Origin of the sequence: Mesobacillus zeae, assembly GCF_003570705.1 — a bacterium.
In the GTDB taxonomy this organism is placed as follows: Bacteria; Bacillota; Bacilli; order Bacillales; family Cytobacillaceae; genus Mesobacillus_C; species Mesobacillus_C zeae.
Genome location: NZ_QWVT01000029.1, coordinates 60,024 through 83,214, shown reverse-complemented (window position 1 = coordinate 83,214; position 23,191 = coordinate 60,024). Strand labels below are relative to the sequence as shown.

Annotated in this window: 21 protein-coding genes and 1 other annotated feature; of the genes, 5 read left to right on the top strand and 16 right to left on the bottom strand. The window is 45.5% G+C overall.

What is annotated here, in order from left to right; genetic code table 11:
• Positions 1–27: 27 nt before the first annotated feature.
• Complete coding sequence (locus D1970_RS16355; protein WP_119113937.1) at positions 28–1,101, bottom strand: M42 family metallopeptidase; 1,074 nt, start codon at positions 1,099–1,101, stop codon at positions 28–30.
• Positions 1,102–1,283: 182 nt separating this feature from the next.
• On the opposite strand from D1970_RS16355, the gene D1970_RS16350 reads away from it, so the two are divergent.
• A complete protein-coding gene (locus D1970_RS16350) occupies positions 1,284–1,598 on the top strand; it encodes a PepSY domain-containing protein (RefSeq protein ID WP_119113936.1) in 315 nt (104 codons plus the stop codon).
• 42 nt (positions 1,599–1,640) lie between these two features.
• Here the strand turns inward: D1970_RS16350 and D1970_RS16345 are convergent, their stop codons facing one another.
• Together D1970_RS16345 and trmB are read right to left on the bottom strand one after the other, a co-directional pair.
• Positions 1,641–2,480 carry a YtnP family quorum-quenching lactonase gene (locus tag D1970_RS16345; RefSeq protein ID WP_119113935.1) on the bottom strand — a complete coding sequence of 280 codons (840 nt, stop codon included), beginning with the start codon at positions 2,478–2,480 and terminating at the stop codon, positions 1,641–1,643.
• A 122-nt stretch (positions 2,481–2,602) separates the two neighbouring features.
• Positions 2,603–3,247: a tRNA (guanosine(46)-N7)-methyltransferase TrmB gene (gene trmB, locus D1970_RS16340; protein WP_119113934.1), complete on the bottom strand. Its 645-nt coding sequence runs from the start codon at positions 3,245–3,247 to the stop codon at positions 2,603–2,605.
• 167 nt (positions 3,248–3,414) lie between these two features.
• Here trmB and D1970_RS16335 point away from each other — a divergent pair, with 167 nt between their 5' ends.
• On the top strand, positions 3,415–3,693 hold the full coding sequence (locus D1970_RS16335) for a YtzH-like family protein (protein ID WP_119113933.1): 279 nt from the start codon (positions 3,415–3,417) through the stop codon (positions 3,691–3,693).
• Position 3,694: 1 nt separating this feature from the next.
• Here D1970_RS16335 and D1970_RS16330 read toward each other — a convergent pair whose 3' ends face one another.
• From D1970_RS16330 to pepV, 6 genes are all read right to left on the bottom strand, one after another.
• On the bottom strand, positions 3,695–4,468 hold the full coding sequence (locus D1970_RS16330; RefSeq protein WP_119113932.1) for a phosphotransferase family protein: 774 nt from the start codon (positions 4,466–4,468) through the stop codon (positions 3,695–3,697).
• Positions 4,469–4,672: 204 nt separating this feature from the next.
• Positions 4,673–6,820, bottom strand: a complete 2,148-nt coding sequence (gene pulA / locus D1970_RS16325; protein ID WP_119113931.1) for a type I pullulanase — start codon at positions 6,818–6,820, stop codon at positions 4,673–4,675.
• Positions 6,821–6,849: 29 nt separating this feature from the next.
• On the bottom strand, positions 6,850–7,797 hold the full coding sequence (locus D1970_RS16320) for an NERD domain-containing protein (protein ID WP_119113930.1): 948 nt from the start codon (positions 7,795–7,797) through the stop codon (positions 6,850–6,852).
• A 29-nt stretch (positions 7,798–7,826) separates the two neighbouring features.
• Entirely contained in the window at positions 7,827–8,387 is a 561-nt protein-coding gene (gene thpR, locus D1970_RS16315; RefSeq protein ID WP_119113929.1) for an RNA 2',3'-cyclic phosphodiesterase, read from the bottom strand.
• Positions 8,388–8,623: 236 nt separating this feature from the next.
• Positions 8,624–9,487 (bottom strand): D-amino-acid transaminase, encoded by an 864-nt coding sequence (gene dat, locus D1970_RS16310; protein WP_119113928.1) that lies wholly within the window; start codon positions 9,485–9,487, stop codon positions 8,624–8,626.
• Positions 9,488–9,503: 16 nt separating this feature from the next.
• Positions 9,504–10,919, bottom strand: a complete 1,416-nt coding sequence (gene pepV / locus D1970_RS16305) for a dipeptidase PepV (RefSeq protein WP_119113927.1) — start codon at positions 10,917–10,919, stop codon at positions 9,504–9,506.
• Between the two features lie 441 nt (positions 10,920–11,360).
• Between pepV and D1970_RS16300 the strand changes: the two genes are divergently transcribed.
• A complete protein-coding gene (locus D1970_RS16300; protein WP_119113926.1) occupies positions 11,361–11,582 on the top strand; it encodes a DeoR family transcriptional regulator in 222 nt (73 codons plus the stop codon).
• A gap of 311 nt (positions 11,583–11,893) precedes the next feature.
• Here D1970_RS16300 and D1970_RS16295 read toward each other — a convergent pair whose 3' ends face one another.
• Both D1970_RS16295 and D1970_RS16290 read right to left on the bottom strand, forming a co-directional pair.
• The gene (locus D1970_RS16295; protein WP_119113925.1) at positions 11,894–12,613 is read right to left on the bottom strand and encodes a pseudouridine synthase; all 720 of its coding nucleotides are present in this window, start codon (positions 12,611–12,613) and stop codon (positions 11,894–11,896) included.
• A gap of 16 nt (positions 12,614–12,629) precedes the next feature.
• A complete protein-coding gene (locus D1970_RS16290) occupies positions 12,630–14,249 on the bottom strand; it encodes a putative polysaccharide biosynthesis protein (RefSeq protein ID WP_119113924.1) in 1,620 nt (539 codons plus the stop codon).
• Between the two features lie 213 nt (positions 14,250–14,462).
• On the opposite strand from D1970_RS16290, the gene D1970_RS16285 reads away from it, so the two are divergent.
• Positions 14,463–15,737 carry a BaiN/RdsA family NAD(P)/FAD-dependent oxidoreductase gene (locus tag D1970_RS16285; protein WP_119114146.1) on the top strand — a complete coding sequence of 425 codons (1,275 nt, stop codon included), beginning with the start codon at positions 14,463–14,465 and terminating at the stop codon, positions 15,735–15,737.
• 123 nt (positions 15,738–15,860) lie between these two features.
• Here D1970_RS16285 and D1970_RS16280 read toward each other — a convergent pair whose 3' ends face one another.
• Both D1970_RS16280 and D1970_RS16275 read right to left on the bottom strand, forming a co-directional pair.
• A complete protein-coding gene (locus D1970_RS16280; RefSeq protein WP_119113923.1) occupies positions 15,861–16,043 on the bottom strand; it encodes a sporulation protein Cse60 in 183 nt (60 codons plus the stop codon).
• 95 nt (positions 16,044–16,138) lie between these two features.
• Positions 16,139–16,441, bottom strand: coding sequence for a rhodanese-like domain-containing protein (locus D1970_RS16275; RefSeq protein ID WP_119113922.1), 303 nt, complete (start codon positions 16,439–16,441; stop codon positions 16,139–16,141).
• 162 nt (positions 16,442–16,603) lie between these two features.
• On the opposite strand from D1970_RS16275, the gene D1970_RS16270 reads away from it, so the two are divergent.
• Complete coding sequence (locus D1970_RS16270; RefSeq protein WP_119113921.1) at positions 16,604–17,410, top strand: YhcN/YlaJ family sporulation lipoprotein; 807 nt, start codon at positions 16,604–16,606, stop codon at positions 17,408–17,410.
• A 47-nt stretch (positions 17,411–17,457) separates the two neighbouring features.
• Here the strand turns inward: D1970_RS16270 and leuS are convergent, their stop codons facing one another.
• From leuS to glcD, 3 genes are all read right to left on the bottom strand, one after another.
• Positions 17,458–19,875: a leucine--tRNA ligase gene (gene leuS / locus D1970_RS16265; RefSeq protein ID WP_119113920.1), complete on the bottom strand. Its 2,418-nt coding sequence runs from the start codon at positions 19,873–19,875 to the stop codon at positions 17,458–17,460.
• A 96-nt stretch (positions 19,876–19,971) separates the two neighbouring features.
• Positions 19,972–20,194: a binding site (T-box leader), on the bottom strand.
• Positions 20,195–20,349: 155 nt separating this feature from the next.
• A complete protein-coding gene (locus D1970_RS16260) occupies positions 20,350–21,687 on the bottom strand; it encodes a (Fe-S)-binding protein (RefSeq protein ID WP_119113919.1) in 1,338 nt (445 codons plus the stop codon).
• A complete protein-coding gene (gene glcD / locus D1970_RS16255; protein WP_219915578.1) occupies positions 21,684–23,120 on the bottom strand; it encodes a glycolate oxidase subunit GlcD in 1,437 nt (478 codons plus the stop codon). Before glcD ends, D1970_RS16260 begins: the two co-directional genes overlap by 4 nt.
• Positions 23,121–23,191: the final 71 nt, after the last annotated feature.

Below are 23,191 nucleotides of genomic sequence, written 5' to 3'. Positions count from 1 at the left end.
AGAGGCAGAAAATCTGCCTCCAATCCGTCAGCTATTGTTCCTAATTGTTTCAACCGTCGTCTTATCACATGCTCTGACCAGCTTGATTAACAATTCCTTCGCTGCAGCATAATCATCAACATGGATCATCGATGCATGCGTATGGATATAGCGGGAGCATATGCCGATAACCGCACTCGGGACACCCTCATTGGACGTATGCACCCGCCCAGCATCAGTCCCTCCCTGCGAAACAAAATACTGGTAGGGAATGTTATGGGTTTCTGCCATATCAAGCATAAACTCCCTGAGGCCGCGGTGTGTAACCATCGAACGGTCGAGAATGCGGAGCAGCGTCCCCTTGCCGAGCTGGCCAAATTCATTCTTGTCTCCAGTCATATCATTGGCAGGGCTGGCATCAAGGGCAAAAAACAAATCAGGGTTGATCATGTTTGCAGCTGTCTGCGCCCCGCGCAGCCCAACTTCTTCCTGGACGGTTGCGCCCGCATAGAGCATATTAGGCAGGGTTTCCCCTTTTGTTTCTCTCAAAAGCTCGATGGCCAGACCGCAGCCGTAGCGGTTGTCCCATGCTTTAGCCAATATTTTTTTCTCGTTCGCCATCGGAGTGAACGGACAGATTGGAACAATCTGCTGTCCTGGCTTAATTCCGATCCGTTTTGCATCTTCTTTGTCATCAGCCCCAATATCAATCAGCATGTTGCTGATTTCCATCGGTTTGCTGCGCTTTGCCTCATCAAGCAAATGAGGGGGAATCGAACCGATCACACCCGTTACCGATCCGTTTTCTGTGATGATTTGTACCCGCTGGGCAAGAAGAACCTGGCTCCACCAGCCCCCAAGAGTCTGGAATCTGATCATTCCATTATCCGTAACCGATGTCACCATAAAGCCCACTTCGTCCATATGGCCTGCAACCATGATAACAGGGCCGTCTGGATTGCCTTTTTTTATTCCGAAAATGCTGCCAAGCCTGTCCTGGATTATTTCATCTGAGTAAAGGCTTAGCTGTTCCTTCATAAACTTCCTGACTTTATGCTCGTTTCCCGGTGCTCCGGGGAGTTCAGTTAGCGTCTGAAACAATGCAAGTGTCTGCTCGTTCATTTGTATCGCTTCCTTCCATGGATGGTTAAGTCTTTCTAGTTTTATGTATGAATACTTTCTTATTTTACTGAAATTTCGGGAAGAGCGCCAGCGCGTGATACCCGTTTCTTTCACCAGCCCGCAATTTTTGATATGATAAAAAAAGGAATCGCACCCTGAACAACCATTGGAGGGACGAAAATATGAACTGGAAATCATTTTTACTAGGGATAGGCGCAGGTCTTGCAGGCGCTTATGCAATCAAGGAAGCTGCCAGCAGGAATTCTTCCGTTTCAGCTGCAAAAGCACTGGATCAGGCAAAAATAGCGTTTAAAAAGGAAGGTCCAATCAGCGGTTCATGGATCAACATGAATCCGGAGGCTTATCAAAAAGGACCGCTCGATTACACTGTATATATAGGCGGCGTCTCAAGAAATACTGAGGACGGCGGCACTGAACAGTTTGAATTCATTGCAGATGCTTCAACAGGCACCATCCTTGACGTCTATCCCCTCTGATTTCTTTGCTGGCAAAACCTGCGGTTAACCGCAGGTTTTTTCTTATAGCTGCCGCTCGATAGACTCTCCGATTTTCCCATCCTGATCCAGCTTAAACGCCCGGTATACAGCATCATGGTAAAATGTAAACCAGACTTGCTTTTCTTTACCATATTTCATCCATTTTTCCTTCGCTGCAATCGAATCCATCGGATAATCATCGTACGCGAGGACCCAGAGCGGATTCATATGGGCATGTGTAGGCATTAAGTCTGCCATGTGGATAACTGTGTCTTCCACATCCTCTACGATGAGGATCGAATGCCCATCGCTGTGGCCGCCTGTATGAACCATCCGTATAGGACCATGCGACCATTCACCTGTAAAGGTCTCTACCTGGCCGGAGATTTCCTCCCAATTTTCTTTCCAATATGTATTTTGTGACCGGATATTCGGTTCTCTTATTTCAGCCCATTCGACGTCAGACGTAATAATCCTGGCATTGGGAAACACGGATTGATATTCACCGTCCACACGTTCCGTAAGTCCGCATGCATGATCAAAGTGCATGTGGGTCATGAGGACAAAATCAATCTCTCCCGGGACAATGCCCAGTTCATCCAACGACTCGAGCAGCCTTGATTCCGCTGTTACTCCGAAATTCCGCTTTTGTCTTTCATCAAGTTTACCTGATCCAATTCCTGTTTCCATTAGGTAGTTCACGCCATCAGCCTGAATGAGAATGGGATCTGTCCTTAATTCAATCTGGTTGTTTTCATTCACCTTGTACTTCCTTGACCAAAGCGCTTTCGGTACAACGCCAAACATGGCTCCTCCATCAAGATGGGTTACTCCCCCGTCAAGCCAGGTCAATGTCACATTTTGCAGTTTAAGTCTCTCCATATTCATTCCCCCTATTTTTGCAATTGGCTCAATTGTACCATTTTCGTCGGAAAACTTTAAATATTACAATCGCTTAGATAATCATAAAAAACACCTGCCGCAATAATCGCGGCAGGCATTTTTTATTTTCCCCTGAACTGGGCTTCACAACGGTAGATTCGGTTGCCCTTTGCCGAAAATTTTTCTTCGTACTCTGTCATGATGTTCCCCTCCATAGTGCTGTTATGCAAATCGAGGCTGACATCCTTCAGCAGCATCCCGTAGGCGGAAAAGCTCGTCAAAGAGTACTCAAACAGGCCTTGATTGTCTGTTTTGAAGTGGACTTCTCCCCCGCTTCCGAGTATTTCTTCATATTGAGCAAGAAAGCTCTTATATGTCAGCCTCCGTTTTTCATGTCTGGTTTTTGGCCAAGGATCCGAGAAATTCAGATAAACCCGGCTGACATCTTTGTTCGCAAAATATTTTCCAAGCTCGGCAGCATCCACATTCATCAGCTTGCAATTGGGAAGCTCGGCCTCAATCAGGAGGTCAAGGGCAGAAACAATGACGCTCGGCTGGAGCTCGATTCCAATATAGTTGGTTTCCGGGTTGGCTTCCGCCATTCCGAGGATGAACCTTCCTTTGCCTGTCCCAATCTCAATGTGGAGAGGCCGGTCATTTCCAAAAATCTCATCCCATTTGCCGCGGTGGCTTTCTGGCTCCTGAATAACATATTGCGGGTATTCCATTAGTTTATCTTTAGCCCAAGGCTTGTTTCGTAATCGCATACCTACACCTCTGAAAAATTCATATCGTTCAAAACATATCATGATGCCTGAACATTTTCAAGCTGAAATAAACTTGTTAAAGGGAATAAACAACAAAGGAATCCGCACAATAAAGATGGATTCCTTTTACGGCCATGTGGCCAATATATTTGAAAGGGTGAACAGCCTTGCCTTTAAACCATACGGACCAGGTTAATTTATTGAAGGATATTTTAAGCAACCAGCAATCAGACTGCTGCGGATCGGTTGCCGAATGCGAGCAGCTGGAAAGGCTGATTAAATCGTTGATGGTCAATGCCGATATCAGCCAAAACGTTAGGCCCATACTTGAGGAGATTTACATCTACAGCCAGAATGGAAAAAACACGGCAGACCTTGATGAGCATATCAATGCGCATCAGGATCAGCTGTCATCGTGGGTAGAAAATATCGGCGAGTTTTCCTGAATCAAATCGCTTTTTCCAAAAACTCAATCCACTTATCCATCTCTGTAAAGCGGTTCTGCTTTTTATGCCACTGTATTGATGTCAGTGCCTGTGCTATTACATACCATTTCATGCGCAGTTCCAATTCTTCGGAAAGGCTGAGGCCGTATCGGTCAAGCCACTGGGCCCATTCATTTTTCGGTATGTAGGAATAAAGAAATAGCCCAAGATCAATTGCGGGGTCTGCAATCATGGCCCCGTCCCAGTCGATCAGATACAGCTGGTTATTTTCAGATAAAAGCCAGTTGTTATGATTGACATCACAATGGCAGACAACCCTTTCGCCACAATCAACATTTCCTACATTTCCATTTAGGAATGCCAGAGCCGATTGTATCGAGGGATGCAAGGTTAACTCCCTGTCAATCCCCTCATCGAGCATGTGGAGGAGAGTGACTGGCTCAAGGGGGCTTTTCCCAAGCCTTTTAAGCATAGAAAGAAGCGGCTCAGACTCATGAATCTTCCTGAGGAGCCTTGCAACCTGTTCATCCTTCATTTCAACAGGCTTGAGTTCCCTGCCGTTAAGCCATTGCTGGGCTGTAATGACATCTCCGTTTTCAAGCCTCTTCGTCCAGACAAGCTTCGGGACAATTCCTTCAGCGGATAAGACTGCGAGAAATGGAGAGGAATTCCTCTTTAAAAACAGACGCTGTTCTTCATGCTGAGCAAAATAAGCGGCGCCTGTCGCACCACCTGCAGGTGTAATTTCCCAGTCTTGTCCAAATAAATCTTCCAAAGTTGTTCACCTTCAATTAAATCGCGATTTCCGTAACATTGCCGAAGATCTTTGTATATACCTTCCGGCAATGAAGACTGATGGCAGAAAGAATAAAAAAGACAGCTATCGGTCCAATTCCTCGCAATAGCTATCTTAATAAATTTTATCTCCTATTAGCCGGCGGGTCAACCCTGTCACCGGTGTTTTAATTTTTGTTACTTTCTATTTGGCTGCAATCAGTAGCGAACATGGCTCAAGTTCGCTTAGCCGTCCATCAGACTGCCTGATTGGATCACAGCTGGCCGCGTTCCAATCAGCAAGAATATTCCATTTACCCTGTAAAGGAAATTCAACCGTATGGCGTTCGAGCGAAGGATTAAAAAATACGGCAAGTTCGTCCCAGTTTCCAAATTCTCCGACTTCATGGAGCCAATATCCAATCAGCGGAGGTGGCAGAGTCATAAATTGTGTATATTTCCTTACAGAGCCTGCGTCAGGTAAGCGAAACGCCTGATGAGACATACGAATGGAGATGATTCCCTTCAAAAATTCTATATTATCCATGTTTTCATCGCGAAGTTCCCAATCAAGCTGGTTGATGGAATTAGGTGACCGATAGCTGTTCCCGATACCTTTTTTCGTTCTGAAAAACTCCTGACCTGCGTGAAGAAACGGAATCCCTTGGGAAAGCAGCACAATGGAAGTGGCAAGCCGATGGCGTTTTTTCCGGATTACTTCATCCTCATCAGGATCCAGAGAGGCAAGCTTATCCCAAAGAGTATGGTTGTCATGCGATTCGACATAATTGACAGACTGGCCAGGTTCCGAAAAAAGGCCATTCTTCCTCCTGCCAATTCCGATACTCCCTACAAGAGTTTGTTTGGCCGATTCCGTGCATCTATCATTCCCAAGTACATAGCCCCGGTCATAAAGATTGAAAGTGCTTCCTTTGATCGTATCCCTAAACCAGTCATTAAACTGACCGATCCGCGGCAATTTCTGCTGGTTCCTAATATTTGCTTTCTGTTCCATTAGAATCGGCGTATTCAAATCCCAGCCTTCTCCGATAACAATTGCTGATGGATCAATCTTATCCACAGCTGCCCTGACTGCCTGCATCGTTTCGATGTCAAGGATGCCCATTAGATCAAACCTGAAACCATCAACATTGTATTCCTCCATCCAAAAAGTAACAGAATCCAGGATGAATTTTCTTGCCATCAGCCGCTCAGAAGCAAAGTCATTTCCCACCCCTGTTCCATTTGAAGGCATGCCATGCTGATCATGACGAAAAAAGTAACCGGGAACGAGCCGTTCAAATGAAGACTCCTCTCTAATGTAAACATGGTTATAGACCACATCCATTATGACTCTCATCCCTAAAGAATGGACGGACTCAATAAGATGCTTCAGTTCAGTAATCCTACAGTATGGGTCCTGGGGATCTGTTGAAAAACTGCCCTCGGGAACATTAAAGTGGATTGGATTGTACCCCCAATTGTATTGTTCCATCGGTTTTAATTCATTTACTCCCCCGAAATCATTGAACGGAAGAAACTCCAAATGCGTGACCCCAAGATTTTTAATGTAGCTTAACCCTGTTTCAACTCCAGATCCGCTGACAGTCCTGGTTTCAGTAGCCCCTCTGTATGTTCCCTTTTTACTTGCCCCGCTCGACTCATGGATACTCAAATCCCGGATATGGACTTCATAAATAACCGCATCACAAGGGTTTGAATTGAAGGGAAACCTGGATGCCTGGATGGAGGTCTTTGGCATATCCACTACTACCCCGTACTCTCCATTTACGGTGGAAGCCATTGCAAATGGGTCAACTGCCTCGTTCCAGACAAGGTTGATACATGCCAAGTAGCTGTATCGGAACAATTCAAGATTCCCTTCCACCGTAAGGGACCAAACCCCTTTAGCTTCTCTTTTCATACTCCGCAATTCTGACGTGCCGCTTTCATGGGGCAGCAGCTTTATTTTCAACTGGGTAGCTGTTGGGGCCCACACCTTGAAAACAGTCTTCTCCTTGCTGTAATTGATCCCAAGTTCACCATCATAAAAAAATGCTTTATCAAAGTGTGTGCTTCGGATGACTGCTCCTATTTGCAAGTCTGTCCTGTTCCCATGCTCATCATCAATCCAGTGGGAGTGCCCGATTTGAGGAGGGACAGGAGTATGACATATATATTTTTGAAAATCAGGAAGTTCCACTATCTGGCGGATATCAAGATCAATAGATTCGCTCCCATCCGTCAAAATAAGCCGTGAAGACAAGCCATTATGGTAGGTGTACGGCAAGAGTACAGTAATCGTCTGCAGTTCATCCAAATAAGCATGGAATTTCCGGTCAATGGCTGTCATTAAATCTCATCTCCTCGGGCCGTCAAGCATTATTTCCATTCAAGACGTCTGACTGAAGTTGTCATGCAAAACTGGAGCAGCGTTTGAGCCGCTTTCAGTTGAACATGTTTCAGCGGGGAGCGCTGCCCCCTCATTGTTTGAAACCAATCTTCGTAATTTCTTTTATCAATAAACTTTATGCCGTATGGAGACAAAGAATAATCAATATAGCCGTTTCTGCACAAAATCGCCTGGTGAACCGGCATGTCTACATCAAAGGAGCTGAGCACATTCGTGACAATCTTTCCAGTCCGCTCAAGAGCAAGTAGCGGATTCAAAATTTTCGTTTCTTCCCTGGCTCTCTTCAATGGCCAAAAATGCTCTTTTGATCCTATAAAAACAGCATCCCCTTCATCCTCCAGCAGCTTGATGCACCATACTGCAGTTGGAGTCAGTAGGATAACCTCACCTTCTACGGGCGCTTTCTTCAGCAGAAAAACCGGTTTATACATGACTAAAACCGTATCCGGAAACCGCTGGAGAAAATATTTTAAAATCCCGTCATCCAAAAAACCATTGTCTGCGAATGATTTTTCCGCCAATGTCGAACTGGCCCATTTCAGCTGAAACGGAAGCAGGCTGTCAAGAAAAAGCTGCTTTAGTTCGTCAACAGATTTTGCCTTGAGCAATCCTGTGCTTTCTGGCATTCTATCCATTTCTTCTTCGATGGGGACAGAAGCTTGTTTATCCATCCACGGGTCCTGCCCGTTCCTCTCACCGAAAAATTTCTCCCTCATTTTTTGGACCATTGGCTTTTTGTCTTCATCGCTTTCCTGCCCTGGATTGCCAGGCGATTGAATACTATCCATCCGGTGTTCCCAGCTATCGGCGACACCATCCCATTGTTTATTTTTCAACCGCATATACCTTGATGGATACTTAAAAATATCTTGTTCATAACGTGAAATATAATCTTGCAGCTTGATTAACTGTGCCATAACTCTCGCCCTGCTTTCATCTGCCGACTTCAGTCACCGGCCAGAAAGAATGTCTTTTCTGCTTCGTATTTCGGTACTTTCCCCAAACGAGTTCTGTATAAAACGATTTCCTCTGCTTTAAACTTAACAGGATCTTGTAAAAAAGGGTCATTTTTCTCCAGAATTGCCCGGGAAAAGCTGATTTCTCCGGCCCACTTCCTTGCAATCGTAATATGCGGGGAGAATGGCCTTGTTTCCAGCTTGAAACCAGATGCCATACAGGAAGAAAACACTAAATCCCTCGCGTTGTTAAGAAGAGGCTGCTCCTTTAAACCTGCCCAGAATACCCGGGTTCCGAATACACCAAGATGGTTTATATCCAGATTAAACGGGCTGAGCTCTGGGATTTTCCGCCCAATTCGCTCAACTGAATCCATTAACATGGTTTCCTCTGCGTTCCCCAAAAACGCCAGGGTGACGTGAAGGTCCTCATGGTGGACCCATCTTTCAAAGGGAAGTTTTCCCTTAAGCAATTTCATCTCTTCCCTCATCCTGGCTTTTATATCTTCAGGCAATGCAAGTGCATAAAAATAGTGAGCTCCCTTTTCCAATTTCCATACAGCCCTTTCTGTTACCGCCTATCCAGCTGCCTTCTGTTGGCAAACCGGTTTTACGGACTATTTTATTTTAGCAAAACATGGCTACGCTTGGCAGTGCCAAATCAACAGGCTGCCGCAATCCTTGTTACATGTGCCGGTTCCAGTATTTTTCATCAATGGAACTACATGTATGCATGTCCATAACCCCAAATAGCAAAAGGGACTGCCAGAAGCAATCCCTTTTCGCATTATACTCCCTGCAGGCTGCCGCAGAGCTCTTTGATTTCATCCTCAAACCACTGTTGAAGCTTTCTTGTTACGGGACCTGGCTTTCCATTTCCTGCTGGTTTCCCGTCAATCTCAATAACAGGCACTACTTCAATCGTTGTACCTGTCAGGAACACTTCATCCGCTTTCAAAAGCTCGTCGACTGTAAAATTCCTTTCGATTACCGGCACGTCATTACGCCTGCAAATCTCGAGCATTTTCTGCCTTGAAATCCCGTTCAGGATAAAATTATCTGCCGCATGTGTGACAACCTTACCGTCAACCACAATCGATACGTTGGTATGACTGCCTTCTGTTACAGTCTCTCCCCTGTGCAAAATTGCCTCATCGCATCCCGATTCTGCGGCTTTTTGACTGGCAAGAAGATTGCCCAGCAGGTTCAAGCTTTTAATATCACAGCGCAGCCAGCGGATATCTTCTTCCGTGATTGCCTTCATGCCCTTTTCCAGCTTTTCTGCTGGCCTTCCGACATGACGGGTGTAGGCAACAAAGGTCGGAGCTACTTCTTCCCCAGGAAATGTATGCTTCCTTGGAGAAATACCACGTGTAAATTGTAAATATACAATGCCCAGAACAATCTTATTCCGCTCTATCAATTCTTCGAGCATGGACTGAATCTCATCAATGGAATAAGGGACATTGATCCCAACCTTTTTCGCGCTTTCTTCAAGGCGGCGAAGATGCTCCGCTGCAGTGAACAATTTTCTGTTATACACGCGAATCACTTCGTATACTCCATCTCCGAACTGGTATCCTCTGTCCTCGATATCCACTTTTGCAGTTTCTCGGCTCATGACTTCACCGTTGAGCATGACAAATTCCATTTTCTGTCCCCTTTCTTTAACGTGCAAGTTCCAGGATCGCTTGCCCGTAAATCGCCGTGGCTTTTAGCATATCCTCAATGATAATATATTCATCTTTTTGGTGGGCAATGTCCGGACGCCCTGGAAAAAGAGGTCCAAAAGCGACACCGGATTTTAACGAACGGGCATATGTGCCGCCACCGATAGAAAGCAGCTCCGCTTTCTCTCCTGTTTGTTCTTCGTACACTTTTTTCAACGTCCTGATCAGGAAATCATCTTCATCAACATGGTGGGGGTTGGAATTCGAGAAATTCTCAACCTTAAAACGATTCTTCCCAATGGCTTCTTTAAGAGACTCCATTGTCTTGTCCAAATCTGTTGTGACCGGATAGCGCATATTTAGTCCAAGCCGTCCGCCATTTTCAGCCGAATAGCTTAGTATGCCGGTATTGATTGTTAAATCTCCCGTAATTTCATCGGAGTAGGCAATTCCAAAAGTCCGTCCACGGGAATCACCATTTAAATTCTCTGCAACAAACTTGAAATAATTTTTTGCTTTTTCATCGATATTCAATCCTGACAAAAATGCCGCCATATATAATCCAGCATTTTTTCCATTATCCGGCTCCATTCCATGTGCAGAAATGCCTTCTAGCTCAATGACTAGCACTCCCCTATCCACATGGCACTTTCCTTCAAGAGCAAATTCTTTTTTATACTCTTCAAACTTCTGGACTAGCTCTGTCTGGCCCTCCACAACCTCTAACGCAGCTGTGGCGAAGTCAGGAACCATGTTGTATCTGCGGCCGGATGAGAATTCAATCACCTTGGCATCATGCCTGGTTTCGCCGGACACTTCAGCATTTTGGACAAGATCAAAATCTGCAATCCCTTTTTCAGCATAAATGATTGGGAAATCAGCATCTGGGGCAAAACCCATCTTGGGCATTTCCTCATGTTTAAAATAGTGGTCCACACAGCGCCAATTGCTTTCCTCATCAGTGCCAAGGATCATTCTCACTCTCTTTTTCAGAGGAACTCCGAGTTCTTTAACCATTTTCATTGCGTAGTAGGCAGCCATTGTTGGCCCTTTATCATCAATGGCTCCCCTTGCAAATATTTTTCCGTCCCGAATCTCAGCGCCATATGGATCACTCGACCATCCATCCCCTTCAGGAACGACATCCACGTGGCAAAGAATTCCCACAATTTCTTCCCCTTCGCCAAATTCTATATGGCCGGCGAGGTTTCCAACATTTTTCACTGTAAAGCCATCCTTTTTGCCAAGCTCCAGCATATGGTCAAGTGCCTTCTTCACACCTTCTCCAAGTGGCGCTTCTGCTGTAGCGTTTTCTTCATCGAGAACACTCTTGATGCGCAGAAGCTCCTGCGCATCCTTGATTAGTGCTTCTTTTCTTTTTGCTGCTTCATCGTTCCAATGTATTTGTTCCATTTTTTCAATCCTCCGCAATTCTATGTACTTTCGTCGTGCTTGTATCCTATTTTACTCCACCAAAAAATTTCGGCAAGGAGACGTTCTCCATCGAAAAAGATTCGCGGGCGTTTAAATATTTTTTAATCTTCCGTTTATTATACATATATTGAAGTACCCTTGCCATATTGTAAAATAAAATGCTTATAAGAACCGATATTTCCGAACTTTCAATAGGAGGGAGGGATTAAATTTATGTAAATTCGGTTAATTTACTAGAAATAAATTGTGATAAGGGTTAAAATAATTCAAAAGCAAGTAATTAACTCTTTAGACCAGACCTTTGGATAAGAAAAAAAGGAGTTGTCTGAATAGCGAAAACTACATATGTCTAACCTCAGCTTCAGAATTGTCGGTAGCAGGAATTTGCCAATGGTTTTATAAAGGATAGGGAGTGGTTGTTTGAAACCTTCAACTAACCGGATGATAAACCGAATCAAGTCCATCTACATGTTTATATGTAAGAACGGAACTGTGACGACCCATGAGCTTGTAGAGGAATTTGGCATTACTCCCCGGACGATCCAAAGGGATTTAAATGTCCTAGCTTACAATGAATTAGTTAAAAGTCCCAGCAGGGGAAAGTGGACAACAACACAAAAAAAAGTAAAACTAACTTCTTAAAAGAAAAGCGGAAGCGCCCGTTTAGTGCCGTATGGACTGGAGCACACCGGCACGAGATATAGGAAACACGAAGAGCAGAGCGATTCGATGTTGACTTATAACGCTAAGGGCGCGCACGTCCTGTGCGCAACGCCTTACTCGCACATCCTGTGCTTCGTCGTAGGAAGGTGGGCGAAGTCCAATAGGCGCTGGGCGCTGTAGCTAGACAATTAGAAAAGCGGAAGCGCCCGTATAGTGCCGTATGGACTAGAGCCACCTGACTAGGCGCTGTATAACAAGAAAGGAATCGCCACATAAGCGATTCCTTTTTTCTATGCTTCTTCATTTGACATTAGAAGATTGATTTCTTCTTCGGACAGCTCCCTGTATTCGCCTAGCTCGAGCGTTTCGTCAAGCTGGATTGGGCCCATGCTAATCCGTTTCAGGTACAGCACTCTTTTCCCCACTGACTCAAACATCCTTTTCACTTGGTGAAACTTTCCCTCGCTGATCGTCAGCTCGATTTTTGAAGGAGTGCCTGACTCAATGATTGTCAGCTTCCCTGGCTTTGTTAAATATCCATCCTCAAGGAAGACACCCTTTTCAAACTTGTCGACATCTGCTTGTGTCACTTCCGAATCAATAAGGGCAAAATACGTTTTTGGGACATGTTTTTTCGGGGACAGAAGCCTGTGGGCAAGCTGTCCGTCATTTGTGATTAACAGAAGGCCTACAGTGTCCTTATCAAGCCTTCCAACCGGGAAGGGCTCAAAAACAAGGTCCTCCGCTTCCAGAAGGTCAATGACTGTTTCATCACGGTTGTCCTCCGTTGCGGATATAACGCCAGGAGGCTTATTCATCATAAGATATATGAATTCCCTATATACAATTTCCTCTCCGTTCACAGTAATTTGGTCTTTATCAGGATCGGCATGGTGCCCGGCGTCGCGGATAGGCAGCCCGTTTACTTTTACCGCCCCGTTTTTAAATAATGACCTGACTTCCTTCCTGCTTCCGTAACCCAAATTGGACAAAATCTTATCTATTCTCATATTACCCTCCCAATATTCAGATTCGAAGGTGAAGCTTGCTCTTGATTTTTCCTACTTTATCGCCGAAAAGCATATCAATCAATTTCAGCCTGAGTCCCAGGTACAGATAAACACCCGCTCCAGCGATCGCACTGATGGTAATGATTATAAGAGACTGAATCTTACTTGCAGGAGACAGGAACTGGGAAAGCCCGGCATTAACAGCAATCGTAAAGACTGCCATAATCCCCGTCAACAGAAGGATTAATGCACACCTTCTTGCTACAAACCTGAATGGATATTGGGCATATTTTCTGATGACATAAAAATTAATCAATATTGCCGCCGTATACCCGAGTGCTGTCGAGAGGACGGCTCCCTGAGTTTCAAACATCTTAATGAGCGGGATATTTAGCGTTAACTTTACAAGCAGGCCTGTCAGAAGGCTTAAAATTGTAAAGCGCTGTTCATTGATACCCTGCATTATTGCCGCCGTCACCGAAAACAACGCAAACAAAATCGCAACAGGAGAATAGGTCCTTAACACTTCCGTCCCAAGCTCTTTATGTTCATAGAATACGGTAAAGACTGGCTCCGCCAAAATGGCGATGCCAATAGCTGCAGGTACAGTTAGGTACATCATCACCTGGAAAGTTTGGTTGAGCTGCCGGTTCATGCTTTTTCTGTCGTTCTCTACAAAAGACTTCGTGATGCTTGGAACCAATGTCAATGAAAAAGCAGTTGCCAGCGAAACCGGTATTATGACGAGTTTGTGCGACTCAAAGTTCAATATCGAAAACGCTTCAGAAGCTTGTGAAGCAAGACCGATTGACTCCATTGCTTTACTGAAAGTAATCTGGTCAATGAATTGAAACAATGGATTGGCTATCCCAACAAAAACAAATGGCGCTGCATAAAGAAGGATTTCTTTATAAATTTCTTTGAGGGAAACATCCATTGTTCCTTTGTCTTCCAGAAGCAGCTCGTCCAAATGAGGCTTTCGCTTAAACCAATACCAGCCTAGAACAGCAAGGCTGCCGAGCGCACCGATAAAGGCTGCAAATGTCGCAACGCTGACTGCCGACACGAGGCTACCGTCCAGTACCTTGTATATGAGAAAGGCTCCGCCTAGAACAAATACAATCCGGACAATCTGCTCGACGACCTGCGAAACAGCAGATGGGCCCATTGACTGATGCCCCTGGAAAAAACCGCGAATCAAGCTCATGAACGGCACGACGATGAGGGCAAAACTTACTGCTCTCATAACGGTTGTGACGTCGGCGGTGTTTATCAATCCTTTGTCATCGGGACTGATAGACATTGCCGCAAGAATAGGTGCAGTAAAATACATGATGAGAAACGAGATGATCCCAGTCGCAAGCATGACCACGAGGCCCGACTTAAAAAGCTTCCTGCCTACAGCGTATTCGCCCATCGCATTGTATTTCGCAACAAATTTGGAAACCGCAAGCGGAACTCCCGCTGTTGCAATGCTAATGAAAATCGTATAGGGAATGTAGGAGTAAGAGTAAAGAGCGGTTCCTTCTGCCTTGACGATTGCATAAAACGGGATGACATAAAAAAGACCTAATACCTTTGAAACAATTGTTCCAAGGGTGAGGATAAACGTTCCTCTTAACAGCTTCGATGACATGAAAATCCCTTCCTGTAACGAGGGCGCACCTGTTTTTGGGAGCCCCTCTTTAAATTAATAACTTAATTTAGTACACCGCTTTAATGGCACAATCATTAGTTTACCTTTTCTTTTCTGGCTGCGCCACTTTCTTTCGCTATTTTCTGTTTCCTTTTCAGCACTTACAGAAATGCTATATAATGAAAAAATGATATGAAAAAGTTGGTGAATGTGATGAAATACGACTCAATTATCCTTGGCGGTGGCCCTTCCGGTTTGATGGCAGCCATCGCTGCAGGAGAAAAAGGGGCCCGTGTCCTATTGATTGACAAAGGAGACAAGCTTGGGAGGAAACTCGCCATTTCAGGCGGCGGCCGCTGCAATGTGACAAATCGCCGTCCAGCGGATGAAATTATCAAGCATATACCGGGAAACGGACGCTTCCTATACAGTGCTCTTTCGATTTTCAGCAATGAGGATATTATATCGTTTTTTGAAAACCTGGGAATCCAGTTAAAAGAAGAAGACCATGGACGGATGTTCCCTGTGACAGACAAAGCCCAATCCGTTGTGGATGCCCTCCTGTCAAGAATGAAGGAATTGAATATCGGGGTGAGGACCAATTGTCCTGTTAAAGATGTCCTTTACCAAGATGGTGAAGTGTATGCCGTTAAAACTGCAGGCGGGGACTTGCTGGAAACAAAAAGCGTAGTGATAGCCGTCGGAGGGAAATCTGTCCCTCATACCGGTTCTACCGGTGATGGATATGCCTGGGCAGAAAAAGCGGGACACTCCATCACCGAGCTTTTTCCCACTGAAGTGCCGCTCACTTCCAGGGAAAAATTCGTTAGAGAGAAAACCCTTCAGGGACTATCTCTCCGGAATGTAGGCCTAAGCGTCCTCAATCCTAAAGGAAAAGTGCTGATTACCCATGAGATGGACATGATTTTCACCCATTTTGGCATCAGCGGACCTGCGGTTTTACGATGCAGCCAGTTTGTTGTCAAAGCGATGAAAAAGTGGAACCTTAAAGAGGTCACAATGAGTCTTGACGCCCTTCCGAAAAAAAAGGAAGAACCACTCTTTCAGGAAATTTCAATACTGGTGAAGGGCGAGCCAAAAAAAGCAGTAAAAACCGTTTTGAAAGGGCTCATTCCTGAGCGTTACTTGCTGTTTTTACTGGACCTTAATGGTATTGACCCTTCCATACAGGGAGCCCAAATTCCTCAGGACAATATCCGGGAGCTTGCCAGGAGCCTGAAAAACTTCACATTTACAGTAAATGGAACCCTTCCTCTCGAAAAAGCATTCGTTACGGGCGGCGGTGTCTCAGTTAAGGAAATCGAACCCAAAACAATGGCCTCAAAAAAAATGGGCGGATTGTATTTTTGCGGCGAAATTCTCGATATCCACGGCTATACCGGCGGTTATAATATCACCTCAGCACTTGTGACGGGCAGGCTGGCAGGCTTGAATGCTGCCGGACATGCGCTTGGGCTGGGAGAATAATACAGATGTCCGCCCGATATAACGGGCGGGGGGTTTTTTCAAAAGCTATTGGAATTGGACATTATTTTGGGATGCAGACATACTGGAGTTAGCCCTCCACAGTCATTCTTTTCCGACAAAGAATCAAACCTTGTAAACAATCATTGCCGTAAAACAGTAAATTTGTTCCTCTTCCTCTTCCTTGAGGGCTGCAACATGGTATTTGATATCAACAAGCTTTTTTTCATCAAGAATTTCAAGGAAGCTGTTCATTTCCATTTCAAGATCTTTTTCGTGTTCATAGTCGAACACCTTTACCTGGATCATGCGCTCCGTCCTTTCCTTTTTCCACAGTCTAGACGGATTTTTCAATTTTTATAAGGAAAAAGGGCCTGCCAGTATCCGCAGAGCCCTTTTTTCATTTATCGGGTCTTTCCTTCCCATGTTAGCATCCCGCTAACCATGTTGGTCACATTGTAGCCTTGTTCATGCAAATAATAGCATACGTTGGCGCTCCTGCTTCCAGAGCGGCAAATAAAAATATATTCCTTTTCCTTGTCAAAGTAGTCCAGATTTGCGGGTATATCTCCCATTCTGATATGTTTTGCCTCCGGAACCATTCCTGCAGCCACTTCTTCGTCTTCCCTTACATCGACCAGCTCCAGCTTTTCCCCTGCTTCCAGCTTTTCCATCAGTTCATTGGCAGTAATCGTTTTTAAATCCATCGTTCCATCTCCTTTGCCCTTTCTGTTCGTTCACATTATAAACAAATTAGCAAATATACGCCAAAACCAAGGCTGAACTAGAAAAAAAATTCCGTAGAAACGGTATATCATCAGTAAAACTAGACAACCTATGAATGAAAAACATTTCAGGGAGTGAATCATGTGAAGAAGAGTTTGAGAATACTTACAGCAAGCGCATTCGTATTGGGACTAGCAGCATGCGGAACCGATGATAATGCCGGTGATAACGACAAACAAAAAGTTCAGACAAACCAGGTCAAAATCAATAATACAGACAATGGCAGCAAGCGTCTCAGTCTTTCGGACAGAGCAGAAAGACAGGTAGAGCAAATGAATGAAGTGGACGATGCCAATGTCATTATTTCTAATAATAATGCCTATGTCGCTGTTAAGCTTAGGGATGGCGGCAATGGAAATAACGAAAACAATGGGAATGGTAACAGAGACGGTGGAAACAATGAAGCCAACGGCAACGGCGGAGCTGGTACTGGCGGTACTGGAGGAACCGGAACTGGCGGAGCTGGCACTGGCGGTTCAGGTACTGGTGAGAGAGCGGGAACTACCGGAAACGGTATCCCCGGCGACAATGACGGACGAGTCAACCAAAACAATGGCAAAGGCTCCGATGGCCTAATTGACGGCAATGGCGATGCCGGAAACGACAACAATAATAAAGATAACGCAAAAATAAACAATGGCGGAAAAAATGACGATGGCAAAAACGGGGAGCATTACAGCAAGGTTTCAACAAAGTTTGAGCAGAGAATCGCTGATCAGGTGAGACAAGCAGATGATCGCATTCATCGTGTATATGTATCTTTTGATGAAAACTTCTATAATACAATGGGCAATTACGCAAATGATATTCGCGATAACAACAACCGCGAAGGGTTGTTTGAAGACTTTAACAACACCATTAATGATGTTTTCAGGAGAGACAGGAAATAAGGAAATCCCGTCCGGTACATCCGGACGGGATTTCTATTTGCTCTTTATTAATTCGCAACGATATTGACTAGTTTTCCTGGTACGGCGATGACTTTCCGGATTGTTTTGCCGTCAATTTGTTCTTTAACAGCATTCTCGCCCATTGCGATCTGTTCAAGCGTTTCTTTGTTGGCATCTGCAGGGACCATCATTTTCGCCTTGATCTTTCCATTGATCTGGATGACAATTTCAACTTCATCATCAACAAGCTTTGCTTCGTCATATGCAGGCCAAGCTTCATAGCTGATTGTTTCCGAATGTCCAAGCTTTTCCCAAAGTTCTTCGGCGATATGCGGTGTGATTGGGGAAAGCAATTTCACAAAGCCTTCCATATACTCTTTTGGAAGTTCATCCGTTTTGTACGCTTCGTTCATAAAGACCATAAGCTGGGAAATTGCAGTGTTGAAACGGAGTCCTTCAATATCTTCCGTTACTTTCTTCACTGTCTGATGGTACACTTTCTCCATGCTTCCAACATCTGCACCTTCTGAGATTTTACTATTTAGTTCTCCAGATACATCGACAAAGAGTCTCCATATACGGTCAAGGAAACGCCTTGAACCGTCAAGCCCGTTCGTGGACCATGCAATGGAAGCCTCCAGCGGACCCATGAACATTTCATACATCCTCAGCGTGTCGGCGCCATGGCTTTCAACAACTGAATCTGGATTGACGACATTCCCTTTGGACTTGCTCATTTTTTCATTGTTTTCCCCCAGGATCATTCCCTGGTTAAACAGCTTTTGGAACGGCTCTTTTGTATGGACGATTCCAAGATCATAAAGCACCTTATGCCAGAAGCGTGCATAAAGCAAATGCAGGACGGCATGCTCGGCACCGCCGATATAAATGTCCACTGGAAGCCATTCCTTCAGCTTATCCGCATCTGCGAGCGCCTCTTCATTATGCGGATCGATATAGCGAAGGTAATACCAGCAGCTGCCCGCCCATTGCGGCATTGTATTGGTTTCCCTCCGGCCTTTTTTTCCTGTTTCAGAATCAACAACGTTGACCCAGTCTGCGATAATCGCTAATGGCGACTCGCCTGTGCCTGACGGCTTGATTTCTTTTGTCTTCGGCAATACAAGCGGCAGTTCTTCTTCAGGTACAGCTGACATTGTTCCATCTTCCCAATGGATAACTGGGATCGGCTCACCCCAATAGCGCTGGCGGCTGAACAGCCAGTCACGAAGACGGTACGTCACTTTCTTGGTGCCGATGCCTTTTTCCTCGAGCCATGCGATCATTCTTTCAATCGCTTCTTCCTTGCCAAGACCATTCAGGAACTCTGAGTTCACGTGTTCCCCATCACCGGTATACGCTTCTTCGTCAATATTGCCGCCGGCAACAACTTCCCTGATCGGCAGGCTGAACTTCCTGGCAAACTCATAGTCCCGCTCATCGTGTCCCGGAACAGCCATAATGGCACCAGTTCCATAGGACATCAGAACATAATCAGCGATCCAGATCGGCATTTTTTCGCCATTGGCCGGATTGATGGCATAAGCTCCGGTAAAGACACCGGTTTTATCCTTCGCAAGGTCTGTTCGCTCAAGGTCGCTCTTGCTCTTGATTTGATCAAGATATTTTTCAATTGCAGGCTCCTGCTCACTTGATGCGATTTGCCCAACGAGCGGGTGCTCAGGCGCAAGGACTGCATAAGTAGCACCGAATACAGTATCAGGGCGAGTAGTGAATACCGTGAAGCTTCCTTCGTGGCCGTCAATGTCAAAAGTGATTTCTGCTCCTTCCGAGCGGCCAATCCAGTTGCGCTGCATTTCCTTGATGCTCTCAGGCCAGTCTACTTCCTCAAGGTCTTCAAGCAACCGGTCTGCATAGGCTGTAATTCTCAGCATCCATTGTTTCATCGGGCGCCGCTCCACAGGGTGGTCCCCGCGCTCGCTCTTGCCATCAATGACTTCTTCGTTCGCCAGGACTGTCCCAAGTGCCGGACACCAGTTAACCGCTACCTCGTCAATATAGGCAAGACCCTTTTCATACAGCTTCAGGAAAATCCATTGAGTCCATTTATAATAGGAAGGATCTGTTGTATTCACTTCCCTGTCCCAATCATATGAGAAACCAAGAGCTTTGATTTGCCGGCGGAAATTATTGATATTGATCTCGGTAAATTCAGCTGGGTCATTGCCCGTATCAAGCGCATACTGCTCTGCCGGAAGCCCAAACGCATCCCAGCCCATAGGATGGAGGACGTTGTATCCCTGCATCCGCTTCATTCTTGAAAGAATGTCAGTTGCCGTGTACCCTTCAGGATGCCCAACATGAAGCCCTGCACCGGATGGATATGGAAACATGTCCAATGCGTAGAATTTCCGTTTCCCTTCGTCTTCTGTCGTTTTGAACGTTTTGTTCTCTTCCCAGTAATGCTGCCACTTCTTTTCGATTTTCTGATGGCTAAAGTTCATTTGAAAGTTACCTCCTGATTTCAATTAGCATAACGTGGATGACAGCCTTTTTATCAGGCCGACATGCCATAAAAAAACAAAAAACTCCCGTCCCAATAAAGGGACGAGAGGATATGTATGATCTCCCGCGGTACCACCCACATTAGTGACAAGTCACTCGCTTCATTATCCTTAACGCGGAAAACGGCTGGCATTACTAAAATGTTCATGCCGGCGACTCTGAAGGCGAGTTCATGATGGGCCTGGCTGACTCGCACCTTCCGTCAGCTCTCTTCTTACAGGCTTAACACCACTACTGCTCCTTCGTCAACATCATTGAAATATAGTATATCGCTATTGTAAACAATTCTATTCACAGTTGCAAGGGCAGCTGATCTTTTAATGACCAATTCTTCTGAAAACAGCTTTCTTCTTTTTGAATGATAACACTAGCATATGCACTTCGGCATGATTATGTGAAGAAAAAATCCACGGCTATTTTTCTGCTCGTTCCCCCACAGCCTCAAGAAGAAGATCTGCTATATGCACACCACGCATGCTGCCCGATAGGCCTGCGCGTTCAATTCCCAGCTTCATTTGCAAAAGGCAGCCTGGGTTAGCTGTCACGATTGTTTTAGCGTACGTTCCTTTTGCCTGTTCCATCTTATAGTCAAGAATTTGCATCGACATTTCTGTTTCTGTGATATTGTATATTCCTGCAGAACCGCAGCAGCGGTCAGCTTCCTTCATTTCACGGTACTCTATTCCCTCTATTGCTTGAAGAAGTGCCCGTGGGGCGGATGCAGTCTTCATCACATTTCTCAAATGGCAAGAATCCTGGTAGGTGACAATCTGTGCAGGAAGTTTCAGCTTCACCTTCTCATGGAAGCCTAGAATCACCAGGATTTCGGAAATATCGATAATTTTTTCATGGAAAGCGATGGCTCTCGTATTCCATTCCGGTTCATCCTTCAGCAAATGGGCATAATCGGTCAGGAAGGCACCGCAGCCTCCTGCGTTTGTGATGATAAAATCCACATCACTATCTTCAAAAGCACGAATATTTCTTTTCGCCAGATCCTTAGCGCCTTCTTTTTCACCGCTATGCCCGTGAAGCGCTCCGCAGCAAGCCTGGTTCTTCGGGATGACAATCTCGCAACCCGCAAGCTGCAAAAGCTTTGTTGTGGCATTATTTGTTTCAAGAAACATTGTATCCATCAGGCAGCCGCTGAAGAACCCAACCTTATGCACCTTTTTGGACAGCGGCGCCAAATGTTCAGGACGGTTTCTCATTTCCTTCATTGATGGTACGCTTGGGAGCACTTTTTCCATCGATGAAAGCGAATCCGGCAAAAGCTTCATGATGCCAATTCCCCTTGCTGCGGTCTGTAATCCGGAGCGCTGGTAGAATCCGATCAGGCCAGTCAGGTTCCTTAGCCTGTTTTGATGCGGAAACAAACCTTTAAATACCATGTTGCGAACAACTTTGGCTGGCAGGGAATATCTTTTATTCACACTGACAATCGCTCTTGCCTCTTCAAGTAAATGACCATAATTGACACCAGAAGGACAAACAGGCTCACAGGCCCGGCAGCCGAGGCAAAGGTCAAGCGACCGTTCGAAATCTTCATCAGGCTCGATAAGCCCATCAACAACTGCCTTCATCAAGGCAATCCGGCCTCTCGGGGAATGGCTTTCCTTGTAACCCGACTCTATATATGTAGGACAAGTCGGCAGGCAGAAGCCACATCGCATACAATTGAGCAGCTCGTCTTCATCCATTCTCTCCTTGAATTTCTCCTGTATTTTTTCCTGTTCTTCGCGAGTTGTCATCGGGTAATCACCACGCGCTTTCTGCTATCCTTGGCAAAAATCTTCCCTGGATTCATAATATTGTTAGGATCAAGGGCCGTCTTGACAGCTTTCATTGCGGCAATCCCTTCTTTGCCCAGCTTGAGTTCGAGATACGGAGCCTTCATCACACCGACACCATGTTCACCGGTAATCGTTCCGCCAAGCTCAACTGCTTTTACAAAAATTTCTTCAAAAGCCTTTTCAACCCGCTCCATTTCTTCCTTGTCACGCGAATCAGTCGGACAAGTAGGATGCAGGTTCCCATCCCCGGCATGACCAAATGTGCAAATCTTTACATGGTATTTGGTAGCAATATTATTAATCGCTCTAACCATATTGGCGATTTCGGATCTCGGTACAGTTGCATCTTCAAGAATCGTGGTTGGTTTGAGCCGGGCGAGTGCAGACAATGCTGTCCTTCGCGCCGAGCTTAAGGCTTCTGCCTGAGCATCACTCTCGGCAATCTGGACAGATACCGCATTTTCCTCCTTGCAAATGGCAGACATTCTTTCAATATCCCGGTTCACCATTTCAGGCGTTCCATCCTGTTCAATCAAAAGCACAGCCTGTACATCTGTTGGAAGGCCGATCTTCGCATGTGCCTCGACCACTTCAAGTGTGGGCTGGTCTAAAAATTCGAGCGTGGCTGGAATAATTTTATTGGCAATGATTTTTGAGACGGACTTTGCCGCAGATTCAATATCTTGATATAGAGCGAGCATCGTCTTCTTCGTTTCCGGAATAGGAATCAACTTAAGCGTCGCTTCAGTAATAATGGCAAGCGTTCCCTCAGATCCTACAAACAGGCGAGTGAAATCGTAGCCTGCTACATCTTTCGCAAGCTTCCCTCCCGTACGGATAATATCCCCGTTTGCAAGCACGGCTTCAAGTCCCATAACATAATCTCTCGTTACTCCATACTTTAGCCCGCGTAGCCCGCCTGAATTTTCGTTTAGGTTTCCTCCGATGGTTGAAATTTTCATTGAGCTTGGATCTGGCGGATAGAAAAGACCTTTCGCTTCCACAGCGTTAATCAAATCCAGTGTGATCACCCCCGGCTGCACTGTAGCAGTCAGGTTTTCTTCATCTATATCAATGATTTTGTTCATATGCCTGAACAGGAGGACTATCCCTCCCTCTGTCGGACAAGTGCCTGCGCACAGATTGGTGCCAGAACCACGCGGAACAATAGGTACCTTGTGTTCATTGCAGATTCTGACTATTTCCGCTGCTTCCCTTGTGTTTCGCGGGCTGACAACGGCAGCAGGCAGCGATTGAAAGTTCGGGGTGGCATCATATGAATATACGAGCCTCCCAGTCTTTGAATCATCGAAATTCCCCTCACCGACAATATTGATCATTTTCCCCTTTACCTCTGCGGCAAGCACAGCAGCTTCATTACTTGCAGACATTATTTTTCCCCCATTCCCCTTCATCTTGACAAAAAGCCAATAGCTCCCGTCCATGTTAGGACAGAAGCCAT